This is a genomic window from Chamaesiphon minutus PCC 6605 (assembly GCF_000317145.1).
Taxonomy (GTDB): domain Bacteria; phylum Cyanobacteriota; class Cyanobacteriia; order Cyanobacteriales; family Chamaesiphonaceae; genus Chamaesiphon; species Chamaesiphon minutus.
In genome coordinates this window covers 4,624,211-4,638,351 of the sequence record NC_019697.1, presented here as the reverse complement: position 1 = coordinate 4,638,351, position 14,141 = coordinate 4,624,211, and the positions used below count along the sequence as shown (strand labels likewise).

Annotated in this window: 8 protein-coding genes; 5 read left to right on the top strand and 3 right to left on the bottom strand. The window is 47.9% G+C overall.

Annotated elements, in window-relative coordinates; genetic code table 11:
• Nucleotides 1–14 precede the first annotated feature (14 nt).
• The 3 genes from CHA6605_RS21150 to CHA6605_RS31905 all read left to right on the top strand — a co-directional run bounded on the left by CHA6605_RS21150 (nt 15) and on the right by CHA6605_RS31905 (nt 8,614).
• Complete coding sequence (locus CHA6605_RS21150; protein WP_015161424.1) at nt 15–3,395, top strand: methyl-accepting chemotaxis protein; 3,381 nt, start codon at nt 15–17, stop codon at nt 3,393–3,395.
• 262 nt (nt 3,396–3,657) lie between these two features.
• On the top strand, nt 3,658–7,095 hold the full coding sequence (locus tag CHA6605_RS21145; protein WP_015161423.1) for a hybrid sensor histidine kinase/response regulator: 3,438 nt from the start codon (nt 3,658–3,660) through the stop codon (nt 7,093–7,095).
• A 283-nt stretch (nt 7,096–7,378) separates the two neighbouring features.
• Complete coding sequence (locus CHA6605_RS31905) at nt 7,379–8,614, top strand: ATP-binding protein (RefSeq protein ID WP_015161422.1); 1,236 nt, start codon at nt 7,379–7,381, stop codon at nt 8,612–8,614.
• Nucleotides 8,615–8,752: 138 nt separating this feature from the next.
• Here CHA6605_RS31905 and CHA6605_RS21135 read toward each other — a convergent pair whose 3' ends face one another.
• The gene (locus CHA6605_RS21135; RefSeq protein WP_015161421.1) at nt 8,753–9,178 is read right to left on the bottom strand and encodes a Na-translocating system protein MpsC family protein; all 426 of its coding nucleotides are present in this window, start codon (nt 9,176–9,178) and stop codon (nt 8,753–8,755) included.
• A gap of 551 nt (nt 9,179–9,729) precedes the next feature.
• Between CHA6605_RS21135 and CHA6605_RS21130 the strand changes: the two genes are divergently transcribed.
• On the top strand, nt 9,730–10,872 hold the full coding sequence (locus CHA6605_RS21130) for an ABC transporter ATP-binding protein (RefSeq protein ID WP_015161420.1): 1,143 nt from the start codon (nt 9,730–9,732) through the stop codon (nt 10,870–10,872).
• Nucleotides 10,873–11,103: 231 nt separating this feature from the next.
• Here CHA6605_RS21130 and CHA6605_RS21125 read toward each other — a convergent pair whose 3' ends face one another.
• Nucleotides 11,104–11,685, bottom strand: coding sequence for a pentapeptide repeat-containing protein (locus CHA6605_RS21125; RefSeq protein WP_015161419.1), 582 nt, complete (start codon nt 11,683–11,685; stop codon nt 11,104–11,106).
• A 246-nt stretch (nt 11,686–11,931) separates the two neighbouring features.
• Nucleotides 11,932–13,014, bottom strand: coding sequence for a photosystem II q(b) protein (psbA, locus tag CHA6605_RS21120; protein WP_015161418.1), 1,083 nt, complete (start codon nt 13,012–13,014; stop codon nt 11,932–11,934).
• Nucleotides 13,015–13,310: 296 nt separating this feature from the next.
• Between psbA and CHA6605_RS21115 the strand changes: the two genes are divergently transcribed.
• A complete protein-coding gene (locus tag CHA6605_RS21115) occupies nt 13,311–14,123 on the top strand; it encodes an ATP-grasp domain-containing protein (protein WP_015161417.1) in 813 nt (270 codons plus the stop codon).
• The last annotated feature ends 18 nt before the right edge of the window (nt 14,124–14,141 follow it).

The window sequence follows — 14,141 nt, the reverse complement described above, 5'->3', positions numbered from 1 at the left end:
CTCATAATTTACCTATGAATCAGTATAACGAGCCAGCTCAAATCAATACCATCGATCGAGGAAATACAGTTATAAATCGATCGCAATCTACATCTAAATGGAATAAGCTAACCCTTAAAACAAAAGTAACTTTAATTGCAACCTTACTAGGATTAGCACCACTAGCTGCCATTGGTGCGCTCAGTTATGTCCAGATTAACAACGCACTTAAAGAACAAACAGCTCAAGATCAAAAAGTCCGCGCTACTGCGATCGCTGATAAACTCAATCGCTTTGTCTTCGAGCGTTATGGAGATGTAGAAGTTTTAGCAGCACAGCCAATTTTTGCTGATGCTAAACTATCAGCAATCACTTCATTGGAGTCTAAACAGAGGCTATTAGACCAATATGTAGCTAGCTATCAAGTATATGACAACATTATTGTCTTCGATATCAAAGGCGATCCGATCGCCCAAAGTAAGGGTAAACCATCTTACAATCATCTAAGTCGTAAATATTTTCAAGAAGTTCTTAAAACAGGTAAAACTGTTATCTCCGAACCAGAAATTTCTAAGAGTCTCGGTAAAATGGTCGTACATTTTGCCGCGCCAATTAAAGACATTACCACAGGTCAAATTATCGGTTTGATGCGGACGAGAACACCGATCGAACGATTGCAAACACCGATCGAATCTTTTGCGACAAAAATTCAAGATTTCCATATTCTCGATCGTCAAGCTAATAAAGTATTTATCAGTTCTAATGGTGATTATGGTGGCAAACCAGCAGATGCTGACATCACGGCTGCAATTACCAAAGGGGAACTAGTCAGACATGCCAAAGCCGCATCAAATAAAGCTGCTGGCGACGATCGGGGCGAGTCTCAAGCTCACGCCGAACTATTGAGTGCCGCGCCCTTTGAGAAAATTGAGGGAATGCCACAATTACCCTGGGTGGCCGTGACTGCGATCGATGAAGAGGCGGCCTACGCCACCCTCAGCGGACTGCTCTTGACAATTCTGTCTGGAGCTGGTTTGACAGCCTTATTTACAGTCGCTTTATCGACCTTAATTGCCAATCGCGCCACCCAACCGATCGTGGATGCAGCTAAAGTGGTTGAAAAAATCGGTCAAGGTGACTTTAATACGCGAGTCCAAGTTGCCAGCGAAGATGAAATCGGCAAATTGGGCGGTAACATCAACTTGATGGCTGGGCAAATTCAAGGACTCTTGCTCGCTCAGTCCGAACAAACCAAGCGCACAGAATTATACGCCGAAATTTCCCGCGCGCGGACGACCGAAGATTTAGAATCACCACTATCTCAAGTACTGATCGAAGCTCGCGAAATCATTAAAGCCGATCGCCTGGTCGTCTATCGGTTTATGGCTGACAATCGCGGTTATATTGCGGGTGAGTCTTTCGGTGCTGGCGGTAGCAGTGCGATCTCCGAACAAGTCAACGACCCTTGTATCCCCGAAGAATTACTCGCAGCTTACGCCAAAGGCCGGATCATTGCTAATGATAACGTCGCCGACAGCAACTACCATCCCGACCACAAACGCTTGTTAGAGCGGCTGAATATCAAAGCGAACCTGATCGTCCCGATCGTTCAAAATGGTAACCTTTTGGGATTACTCGTCGCTCACCATTGCCAACAAACTCACGCTTGGCAGGAGTGGGAGAGCATTTATCTGACTAAATTTGCCGAGCAAGTTGGTATTTCGCTCAGTGGCTTTACTATCTCCGAACGCGGACAACTCGAAGCCGCCAGACAAAGAGACAAAGCCGTCCGCGAACAGTTGCTATCAACTATCTCCCGTGCGCAAACTACCGAAGATATGACTACACCATTAGCTTATATCCTCGAAGAAGGACGTGCTAAACTCAGTGCCGATCGATTGGTGATTTATCGCTTTTTCCCCGATCTCAGAGGTCACATCGTTGGTGAAGCAGTTTTACCAGGGTTTGTGAGTGCTTTAGACAATAAAGTCGAAGATGCTTGCATTCCACAAACATACATTGACAAATACGCTAAAGGGGATGCCAGTGCTAATAATGAGGTAGGCGAGTGTAGCACATCTTCAGATAAAGACAGATATGCCAAAGGGCTAGCTGTTGTTAACAACGATTTGCGCGCTACCAATTACCATCCCGAACACAATCAGCTACTTAACAAACTCCAAATTAAGTCCAATTTGATCGTACCGTTACTACAAGGTACCAACGTCATCGGTTTAATCATCGCCCACCACTGTGCGGAGATCCACCAGTGGCAGCAGTCAGAAATCGACTATTTACAGGCGTTCTCCCTGCCGATCGCAGCCAGTTTGGGCGGTTATGCCGCTACCGAGCGGAGTCAGTACGAAGCTGAGCAATCTCGCCAACGTGCCGAAACAGCTAAGAAAGAAAACGAAGGTCGTCAAAAAGAATTGCTAAGGTTGCTCATGGAGATTGAAGGGGCTTCTGAGGGAGACTTAACAGTTCGATCGGAAATCAGCGACGGGGAAATCGCGATCGTCGGTGACTTCTTTAACTCGATTATTGAAAGTCTGCGCGATATTGTAACTAAGGTAAAAGAAGCTGCCGGACAAGTCAACGGCTCGGTTGGTGAAAACGAATCGGAAGTCCGCTTGCTAACTGCGGCAGCAACCAAGCAAGCCGACCAAATCCAGCAGACTTTGACCAAAATCGAAAAAGTGACCATATCGATCGAGTCAGTAGCTACCGATGCCCGTCTAGCAGCAAATGTCGCGACATCGGCGGCATCCAGCGCGGAAGTGGGCGGACAAGCCATGGAACGTACCGTTAAAAGTATCGTCCAACTGCGCGAAACAATTTCGGAAACTGCTAAGAAAGTAAAACGCTTGGGTGAGTCCTCGCAACAGATTTCTAAAGTTACTGGACTGATCGACCAAATCGCCCTCCAAACCAACCTGCTGGCGATTAACGCCAGTATCGAGGCGGCGCGTGCGGGTGAAGAAGGACGCGGTTTTGCAGTCGTAGCCGAAGAAGTTGGGGAACTAGCCGCCCAATCAGCCGCCGCCACCAAAGAAATCGAAAAAATCGTCGAAACCATTCAAAGAGAAACCAGCGCGGTAGCTCAAGCAATGGAACTGAGTACCGCTCAGGTAGTCGAAGGTACCCAATCCGTCGAACAGACCAAAACCAGCTTAAAACAGATTATCGCCCTGTCCAATCAAATGGATACCTTCCTCCAATCGATTTCCACCGCCACGATCGATCAGGTCGAAACCTCTCAAGCAGTCAAACTCGATATGGCCGCCGTCGCGCTCATCTCCGAGCAGACTTCCGACTCCTCCAAACAAGTATCCAACTCCCTCCAACAAACCGTTACTATCGCCCAAGCACTCCAAGCTTCGGTAGGTAAGTTTAAAGTTAATGCCGATCGGAATTAGGTGTTAGGCCTTAGGCTTTAGGCTTTAGGTGTTAGGCTTTAGGCTTTAGGTGTTAGGTGTTAGGGGTTAAGCATAAGGGGTTAGGGTTTAGAGAGACAATTTCATCCCCAATCTCAAAACCTCCACCCTAAAGCCTCCTCCCACCCTAAAGCCTAACACCTAAAGCCTAAAGCCTCCCCCAAGCCTAAAGCCTCCCTCCGCCCTAAAGCCTAAAGCCTAAAGCCTCCCTTCTCCCTAGAGCCTTACTAAACCCTAACCCTAGATGATTACTTCAGATCAAGAACAACAAGTCAAACTCCAGTTTTTGGACGAAGCGACGGATTATTTAGATACGATCGAATCGGGACTGCTGGGACTGGGTACTGGTAAAGTCACAGGCAAGCAGTTGGACGCGTTGCTGCGGGCGGCACACTCGATCAAAGGTGGTGCCGCGATGATGGGATATACGACCCTAGCTGGTTTGGGGCACCATCTGGAGGATTATTTCAAGATTATCCAGTATGGTAAATCCGAGCCAGCCGATGCTCGCGTCGAGCAATTAATGCTAGCGACGATCGATAAGTTGCGGCAGATCGTCGCGCTCAATCGTCAGGGGCAAGATGCCGCGCCCGATTGGTTACAGACTGAGGTGGAGCCGCTGTTTGCCAGCCTCAGAGAGCGATTGGGCGAATTCAATCCTGAAGATGAAGCGAATATGCTTGCCTCAGAATCGGGTGAAGATGTCCTCACCTTTTTGTTCGAGACTGAAGTAGAGCGTGTAATCGCACAATTAGAAATATCTGTCAATGGCGAAGACTCCAGCAGCTTGTATGACGAGCTGACGATCGGTGCTGAAGATTTGGGCGGATTGGCCGAAATGGTCGAATTGCCTGCTTTAGGCAGCTTATCGGCGTCGATCCTCCATCATCTCAAGTCCCAACCCCATCAATTGAGATCGATCGCCGCACTAGCTTTAGCGGCTTGGCGACGCACTCAAGCAATGGTTTTAATCGGGCAAACTACCAATCTGCCCAGCGAAATCGAGCTACCTGGTTCGGGCATCATGGCTCTAAGCGATGCGGAAACCATTCCCGAATGGAACGATTTTGAGGTTCAGCCAGCAACAACCGATCGCGACTCCATCGACCTCCAAGATTTTGCATTCGATCCGCCAGTGACACTGGCCGATCTCGGTGGCGATCCTGGGGCAGCCAGCGAATATGCGATGCTCTTTGAAGAGCATATGAGTGCGAACGATCTGCCGACCTTGACCGATCCCTTTGGCGATGTAAATACGTTGACACCGCCAGCATTCTCGACAATCACCGACAGTAGCGAGCTAGACCAATTCGAGACCAACGAGCAAAAATCGGCTGGATTCAGCGGCGAAGATCTGTCGATCGTCAAAGCAGCGAACTTTGACACGATCGCCAATAGCATTACGATCGAAGAACTCGACACCAGCGAACAATATTCCTCGATCCACACCCAAATCACGCTCGTCCCCGACCCAGAATCAGAGATCGTCGATGCTTTTGAGATGCTCGACCTCAGTGGCGATCTCTCGATCGATACCGATGCGCCAGAGTTATTATCAGCTCTATCTGGCTTTTTAGCAGAAGATAGTCCCACCGATATCTCATCTGCTGTATTTAAGATCGATCCCAAACCCAAATCAGATCGGCTCGCGCAAGAAGCCGCAGATCTTCTCAGTGCTTTGGATGCCGCACCGGAAGTCATCGACGATCTCCCCCACCACAACAGCGACAAATCTGGCCTCGCCAGCTCCAAATCCACAGCTCCAGCAGTCGAACAAAGCATTCGGGTCGCCACCAAACAACTCGAAGAAATTGGCGACTTATTTGGCGAACTGACGATCGATCGTAATGGTCTAAATCTCAATCTTCAAGCACTGCGCCAATTAGTTCTCAATCTCCAAGCCAAAGTCAAACAACTAGAGCAGTCCAACTTCAAGCTGGCCGAAGCTTATGACATTAGCAGTAGCATTAGCAATACCACAAATCGAGATCCGGCAGCAACTTGGATTCAAGAAGAGGCTAGCCTTTCGGCCAACTTTACCAGTCAACTAGATATCCTGGAATTCGATCGATATAGCGATTTGCACATCCTCTCTCAGGAAGTGATGGACAATATCGTCCAAATCGAAGAACTCACCACCGACCTCGATCTCCAGCTCAACGATACCGAGCGTACCAACCGCGATCTCAATCGGACGGCCAAACAGCTCCAAACGGGCTTAACGCAAGTGCGGATGCGCCCGATCTCCGAACTGTTCAATCGCTTTCCCAGAGCGATTCGGAACCTGTCGATCGAACATGCCAAACCGATCGATCTCCAGCTCAAAGGCGGTACGACCTTAATCGAGCGCAGTATCCTCGAAGCTCTCAACGACCCGTTGATGCATCTAGTCCGCAATGCCTTCGATCATGGTATCGAACCCAGTGCCGTCCGTCGGGCCAATAATAAACCAGATATGGGCACGATCGAAATTAGTGCGACCTATCGCGGTAACCAAACCGTGATTACCATCAAAGATGATGGCGGCGGTATCGACCTCGATAAAATTCGTGCCAAAGTCAAGAAAATGGGCATCGACGATCGCGAAATTGCCAAGTTCAAAGACAACGAACTGATCGATCTGATTTTTGAACCCGGTTTTAGTACCGCTGACAAGCTCACCGATTTATCTGGGCGCGGCGTGGGGATGGATGTCGTCCGTACCAATATTCGCGCCCTGCGGGGGGATGTCTTTGTCGATACTAAGCTCGGCAAAGGCAGTACGTTTACCATCACCGTTCCGTTCACTCTCTCTGTCGTTCGCGTCTTAATCGTCGAAGTCAACGGTTTGTGGCTGGCAATTCCGAGCAACATCGTCGAAGAAATCGTCCTTCTCGATCCCGATCGCATTATCAGTACTGCCGGACAAAAAATGCTGCAATGGGAAAACTTTACCATGCGCCTGATCGAACCCGCTCAGTATCTACATTTACCCCCCGTTAGTCCTCAGGTCGCCACTTCCCAAATCCCCACGATCGATCGTCAAACTGTCCTGACGATCGACCAAGGACACGATGTTGTCGCTGTCGTCATCGATAAATTCTGGGGCGAACAAGAGGTCACCATTCGCCAACCTCAAGGTAATATCCAAATGCCGCCCGGATTTACTGGCTGCACGATTCTCGGCGATGGCCGGATCGTGCCCCTAGTCGATGCACTTGATTTGATCCGGTGGATCGATGGCGATTTTGCAGTGCCTAAACCGAGTGTCAGTAATTTCAATTTCCGCACAGATGACTCTACCCCATCCGCACCTGCCGCAGCTCCCGTCCAAAAACCGCGCATTCTCGTCGTCGATGATTCGATCAACGTCCGTCGCTTTGTCGCTTTGACGCTCGAAAAAGCCGGATATCTAGTCGAGCAAGCCAAAGACGGTCAAGAAGCGATCGAAAAACTCCAAGCTGGTCTCCAAGCCCAAGCGGTTGTCTGCGATGTGGAAATGCCTCGAATGGACGGATATGGCTTCCTGGCAACCGTCAAAGGTATTTCCCATCTCAAGAATATCCCCGTGTTGATGCTAACTTCCCGCAGTGGCGATAAACACCGCAAAATTGCGATGAATCTCGGTGCCAGCGGCTACTTCGCCAAACCGTTTAAGGAACAAGAATTACTTGCTACCTTGACGCAATTAGTGAATAAATAAACTCAATTCGGATCGCATTCAAGCATCAATCTGGTTCGATTTTGTAGTGTAGATGACTGTCAATTTTTTCCAAATATGGTAACCTAGTTAAGAGCAGAAATTAACTCAACGTTACATTTCTTGGAAATAAACAGCGACCTACCCCTATCTACAAATTTTTCTAGAATAGTTGCGGTAGCTCCATTGTCAATCGCAGAGCAAGAAATTACGAAACAGCTTCAACTCTTTCTAATAACTTCCGGTCTATTCCTCTGAAACCTACAGTTACAGAAAAAATAATACCGTGAATACCAATTTTCAGAAATTGACTATTTTGATCGTAGATGATTCCTCATTCGATTGTGGCATCTATAGTGCCTACATTCTCGATCGTCATAGTTTTGCAGAGCCAACACACTCGATCGGTGGCGTTGGAGATGTGCTCGAGATCTGCCAAGAACGATCGCCGGATTTGGTTTTACTGAATTTTGCTCGCGGCAACAATCAAGATCTAAAATTCATTGCCGATCTCCAACTCGTAGCTGAGGATTCAAACTTACCACCGATCTGGGTTTTGCCAGATCTAGCCAATCGAGAACGTGATTGGGCAAATCTATTCGATCGCAAACTCATACCAGCCAACTTGCCGTCGGTAGAGATCGTGCCAGATCTAACCAATCGCGAGTGCGATTTAGCAGATGAATTAGAGCGCGAATTGGCACCAGCAGAATTATTCCTAACGCCACTATCGATTGTCGATCGACAGAGTGTCGCACCACAACCGCCAGAACGAGAATTAGAGATCGTCTCGCTGCGCGAAGAAATAGCCAAGACTAAGGGACTCCTCGCACAACGCGATCGCGAACTAGCGGCTTTTACGGCTCTGGCTTCTTACGCTCTGCGCGCGCCCCTCAAAGGGATTGCTAATTTAGCCACTTGGCTAGCTGAAGATTTAGAGTCTTGCTTGACGCCAGATACCCGCAAACAGTTCGATCTGCTCCAAGTCTGCGTCCGCAAGATGCAGTTGCTAATTCAAGATCTACTAGCGTATACCCAAGCAGATCGACAACCGATCGCCAGATCGGTTTTCAATGTTAGCGAACTACTAACCCAAATTATCGGTTCGTTTAGTTTGGGGGCTGAATTTACGATCGAGGTTGCCTCCCCGATGCCGAGGCTCAGAACCGATCGCGTTGCGCTCCAGCAGGTTTTGACATATCTGATCGATAATGGTGTGAGACATCACGATCGACCCGACGGAAAAGTGCGAATTGTCGCCCAGCCGCAGCGCACTGGCTACCTGTTCGAGATTAGCGACGATGGGCCGGGGATTGCGCGCCAAGATCGAGAGCGGATCTTTGAAGTGTTTCAAAAATTATCGCTAAAACAAGATAACCTAAGTACGGGAATGGGACTCGCGATCGCCAAAAAGAAAATCGAACTTCAAGGCGGTAAGATCTGGATCGATTCTACTCCCGGAGTCGGCTCGAAATTTAGTTTTACCTGGCCTGATCCGAGTTCGATGATGTGGTCTCCCTAACCTGAAAATCTGGCGCGTGGGACTCCTGTTGAGGAATAAAGGGTAAAGAAACGGAAAATCGGACACATGTCATCCCGTCCCCTCTGCCCTTTGCCAGATCGCTCCACTTCATCAAGGATTTCACATCTCATGCAAAAGTTAAGAAAATGGTATCGCCGAAGCTTTAGGTAACTTTTTGCCCTTGGGGGTCGCCTCGATTTTTCTGGCGATCGGATTGTCTGCCAAAACTGTCACAATTGCCATTCTCCCCGTTTCAATGGTGGCATCAATGAGCAAATCTTCCACTTTTGCCTCCAAAATTTGTTCGATCGTCTCGCGGATGTAAGGAGCGATCGCTTCATCTAAATTCGATCGGACTTGTTCGGCAAGTCGGTTGTCGCCAGTTGCTAGCAATAATTGTTCGGTAGGGGTAATCGAATCCTCAATTATAATTACAACTTTTTGGTCGAATAGTTTGCAAGTAATTTGACTGGGTCGGTGTCCGAGTTTTTCCTTATAAAGGGCTTGGAGCTTTTGGGATAGTTTTCTTTCTAGTTGTCCGACAGTTAGTTCTGCATTCACCATTCGATTCTCGATATAAATATAGACGTTGCTGTCTAAGCTGCACTCGCTCTCATGAATTCCGCACTCGAATTGTGAGTAACGATTTAGTTCGCACTCGCTTTCAACCAGAGCTACAGAAAATTATGCGTTAGATGTATTTGTGCTGCGGTATCTGGATGAAAGATAACACTTTACAAACTGCCGATGAGCCTTGATGTAACAATCATAAATTAATGTTTACCATTACTCCAACCATCACAAGATAGACTCGATCGCAATTTCTAATACTACTTTAGATTTTCTCTCAATACTCATCCATCGCTCGACTGAGAGTTGCTAAACCTCCTTAAATACAATCCTGTCCTATTCAACCAATACGCAGTTGATGTATCCGGATTGCGCATCCGCTGTAGTAGTAATTTAGAGAAAATGAAGTTAATTTCTGACCGAACGATCGCAGCCAAGGTCGTCAAAATTTAGGGAGTCTAGCCTATATTTGCCAAGCTGCCAACCGCTTCAGTCAATAACAGCAGTAAAATAAAAATAGTATCGGCAAAGATCGCCTGTAAACTATGTCTAGCGTCAAACTCGATCGCATCAGCCGGAAATTTACCAGCACTACCGCCCAGCCAGAGCAGAGATTTATCGGCATCGACGATATCTCCTTCGAGATTCCCGACGGTGAATTTTGGGTACTGGTGGGGCCATCGGGATGCGGCAAATCGACTTTACTCAGGATTATTGCTGGCTTAGAGACAGCCACTAGCGGCAGTGTCTATATCGGCGATCGATTGGTAAACAAAGTCCCCGCCAGACAACGAGATGTGGCGATGGTCTTCCAAAATTATGCCCTCTATCCGCACATGACAGTTGCCGAAAACTTAGGATTTGGGATGCAAATGCGCGGGACGGATCGATCGATTATCTCGCGCCGGATTCAGGAGATCGCCAAACTCCTCAAAATTGACACCTTGCTCGATCGCAAACCCAAACAATTATCTGGCGGACAACAGCAACGCGTCGCTCTCGGTCGCGCGATTGCCCGTTCGCCCCAAGTATTCTTATTAGACGAACCGCTATCCAATCTGGATACCGGACTGCGCGACGATACCCGCGCCGAACTCAAACAGCTCCACCAACAAGTTGGAATTACGACAATTTATGTGACTCACGATTGCGTCGAAGCCATGACGCTGGCCGATCGCATCGTCGTTCTCGATCGCGGCTACATCAAACAGATCGGCACCCCTACCGAAATTTATCATCGCCCGATCGATCGGATGGTTGCCACCTTTATGGGTACGCCGCCGATGAACATATTCCCCGCTAGCTATCATGATGGGTATTGGCAGATCGGCGAGCGACAGATTTCCTGCGACCCCGACATCATCGATCGATTGCGGCTCCGCGATCGCCAAGGCTTCAATTTAGGCATTCGTCCCGAATATCTGTCGATTGTCCCCGATGACACTCCAAATTCGCTGCTAGCCACCCTTGAGAGCATCGAAACGCTAGGGCGCGAAACTCTACTCAAAGTGCAGATTGTTGGCACTTCTACCCAAATTAATCTCCTCGTCTCCCCTTACTGGTCGCAACAAATTGGCGAGCCTCGTGCTGTCGAACGACTGGGTAATCAATTAACCATCCAAATAGCCACCGAGTGGCTATTTGTCTTCGATCCTACTAGCGGTCAAAGATTATTCCCACTCAATTAAAGGCAGACTATGATTTAGAGGATTTACGGGATTTACAGGATTAGGTTGTCGGTGCTGACCTGTGTCGATCCTAACGGCAGACTATGATTGAGAGGATTTACAGGATTTACAGGATTTACAGGATTGGGTTATCGGTGCTGACCTCTGTTTGGTCGCTCTTACTTCCTATCTCCTCAAGCCTAAAGCCTGCCTTCTGCCTTCGGCTCTCTGCTCTCTGCTCTCTGCCTTAATTTATCCCAAAATGGCATGACGCAAATCGACACAACTGAGATCTACATCGATTAAAGATGCCTCACATAGATTTGTATTCTCTAAGATAGCTTGTGCGAGCGTCACGCCACGCAGATCGGCTTTAGTGAGATTGGCTCCGGTAAGGTTGGCTCTGCTCAAATTTGCCCCAGTTAAATTGACTCCAGTTAAATCGGCATATCGCAAGTCCGCACCGACTAAATTAACTTGACTGAGATTGGCTCCTTGTAAACTTGCCAAGCGTAAGTCGGCCTTGTGTAACGATGCTCGATCGCCATCAATGCCAGTCAGAATAGCTCTAATCAATCTTGCTTCATTGAGGTTGGCCGACATCAGACTCGCACTGGTGAGGTTAGATCTCCACAAAGTCGCTCTAGTCAGCACAGCGGCTGACAAATTTGCACACCGCAAATTCGATCGGGATAGGTTAGCATCGATTAGTTGAGATTGACTCAGATCGATCTGTACCAAGCATCTTTCTGTCAAACAGGCATCCGATAAATTGGCCAGAATAAAGTCTCGCTTGCCATTGTCGTACTGTCTGAGCAATTCATCGGTATTCATTCTCGATTCTCTCCACAGACGTCACACGAACGTCTTAAAATTTATTAGTTCAATCCTCAGGTTCACTACCTACGATTAAGTCCGATTTTACCGAGTCGATCGAAGCAGTTCTTTTTCTGCTATTAAGTATTGTAACAAAAACTAGACAATATTGCAAATTGCTTGACTTTTATTACCTGAGTGTCCTATGAAAAAACCCCCTCATTAGTGAGGGGGTTTCTTATCTATCTCGAATTCAACTCAGGATTAACCGTTGATGGTAGGAGCAGTCAAAGCAACAGGAGTAGCTTCACCAGCAGCCAAGTCGAGCGGGAAGTTGTGAGCATTACGCTCGTGCATTACTTCCATACCCAAGTTAGCGCGGTTGATAATGTCTGCCCAAGTGTTGATGCCGCGACCTTGTGAATCAACTACCGATTGGTTGAAGTTGAAACCGTTGAGGTTGAACGCCATGGTGCTTACACCCAAGGAGGTGAACCAGATGCCGACTACAGGCCATGCACCTAAGAAGAAGTGTAGTGCGCGGCTGTTGTTGAAGGAAGCGTATTGGAAGATTAACCGACCGAAGTAGCCGTGTGCTGCGACGATGTTGTATGTTTCTTCTTCTTGTCCGAATTTGTATCCGTAGTTTTGGCTTTCAACTTCAGTTGTTTCCCGAACTAAGGAGGAAGTTACTAAGGAACCGTGCATTGCGGAGAACAAGCTACCACCGAAGACACCTGCTACGCCGAGCATGTGGAAGGGGTGCATTAAGATGTTGTGCTCTGCTTGGAAGACGATCATGAAGTTGAACGTACCGGAGATACCTAAAGGCATACCGTCAGAGAACGAACCTTGACCGATGGGGTAGATTAAGAATACTGCGGTTGCTGCTGCTACGGGAGCGGAGTAAGCGACGCAGATCCAAGGACGCATACCGAGGCGGTAGGAGAGTTCCCATTCACGACCCATGTAGCAGAAGATACCGATTAAGAAGTGGAATACTACTAGTTGGTAAGGACCGCCGTTGTATAGCCATTCATCTAAGGAAGCTGCTTCCCAGATGGGGTAGAAGTGAAGACCGATAGCGTTGGAGGAAGGAATAACAGCACCGGAGATGATGTTGTTGCCGAACATTAAGGAACCTGCTACTGGTTCGCGGATGCCGTCGATGTCTACTGGAGGAGCGGCGATGAAGGCGATGATGAAGCAGATTGTTGCGGAGAGGAGGGTTGGTACCATCAGGACGCCGAACCAACCGACGTAGATGCGGTTCTCGGTGGAGGTAATCCAACTACAGAAGCGATCCCAGACGTTCGCGTTCTGGGTGCGTTGTAAGGTTGTGGTCATGGTTTTATGATTGCTTGTGTTCCTGGTGGAACGGAATGTTTTTGATGTATGTACCTAATTTAACTCGATTGTTAACGTTTGTAAACCTTTCTCAGGTTTGTAGCCCTGATGGGAGTCATCAGCTTATCTAATGTTTATCGATCGGCTGAGGCTGGGTATACTTCTGGGAGATGATGACGATCGAAAATCTCTGCCCCGATTGTCCGCAGAATGACCGCCGAGCCTAACGCATTGGTAGAGGAGTGGTTATTTAGGTTCGAGTCTCTCAAACTTACATACTGCATTAATTACTGAATATGGCTGTCACTCAAAGAGTTTGTATCGTTGGTTTAGAAGAACATGAGGTCAGTGAGATCCAGTCTGCGCTAGAGTTTGGCATTGGGATTGTCGCCCATCAAGCTTTACCTCAGATCGTCGTTAGAGATGGCAAGCTGTTGGTGGCATCTCGCCAAAAACCTGGCTTAGTCGAGGTAACGCGAGTGGTATTTCACGGTATTTATGAAGACGATCTCGAATTTCTGGCAGCATTAGCATTATGGGGTGGGTCTTGTTTGCCCAGTCCGCGCGGGATGATGGATCTGCGGTTGCGTCTACCAGGGCTAGTTCGCGCCCTCGAACATACTCGCTTTGGGTTGCCATTGAGAGGATACGCTTCGCCAAAAGCCGAATTTCATACCGAAGCCGAACGAGTTGCGAAATGGGGTAACTGGCATTGTGGCAAGAACAAAGAACGATTTGAAGGAGTCTGGCAAAGCGACGAGCCTTGTATCGTGGAAGATTTTATCCCTGGACAATCGGTGCGAATCGTCCTGATTGGGGATAAGTACTGGCAAATTAAACTAGAAGGAGATAGTTGGCTCAAGTCGATTCACGCTCCTAATGCTAAATTTATGGAGATCGATCGAGAGTTATTAGCAGATACCCAGAATATTGCGAAAGCTTTCGGATTAGAACTTGTCGCCAACGATTATATCGTGACCGATCGAGGTACCAAGCATTTACTCGAAGTCAACCACGTTCCTAATGTCAGTCGTTTTCCGGAGATTTGGGCAGCCTATCGAGATTATGCAATAGATTGGATTAATCGATCGGTAATATCTGTTATTTAAAGCTCGTCAAGCACCTAA

What these genes read in the sequence shown, in the direction of transcription:
- CHA6605_RS21150 (WP_015161424.1), top strand. Translation starts at nt 15, where the DNA reads ATGAATCAGTATAACGAGCCAGCTCAAATCAATACCATCGATCGAGGA.
- psbA (WP_015161418.1), bottom strand. Translation starts at nt 13,014, where the DNA reads ATGACCACAACCTTACAACGCACCCAGAACGCGAACGTCTGGGATCGC.
- CHA6605_RS21130 (WP_015161420.1), top strand. Translation starts at nt 9,730, where the DNA reads ATGTCTAGCGTCAAACTCGATCGCATCAGCCGGAAATTTACCAGCACT.
- CHA6605_RS21145 (WP_015161423.1), top strand. Translation starts at nt 3,658, where the DNA reads ATGATTACTTCAGATCAAGAACAACAAGTCAAACTCCAGTTTTTGGAC.
- CHA6605_RS21125 (WP_015161419.1), bottom strand. Translation starts at nt 11,685, where the DNA reads ATGAATACCGATGAATTGCTCAGACAGTACGACAATGGCAAGCGAGAC.
- CHA6605_RS21115 (WP_015161417.1), top strand. Translation starts at nt 13,311, where the DNA reads ATGGCTGTCACTCAAAGAGTTTGTATCGTTGGTTTAGAAGAACATGAG.
- CHA6605_RS21135 (WP_015161421.1), bottom strand. Translation starts at nt 9,178, where the DNA reads ATGGTGAATGCAGAACTAACTGTCGGACAACTAGAAAGAAAACTATCC.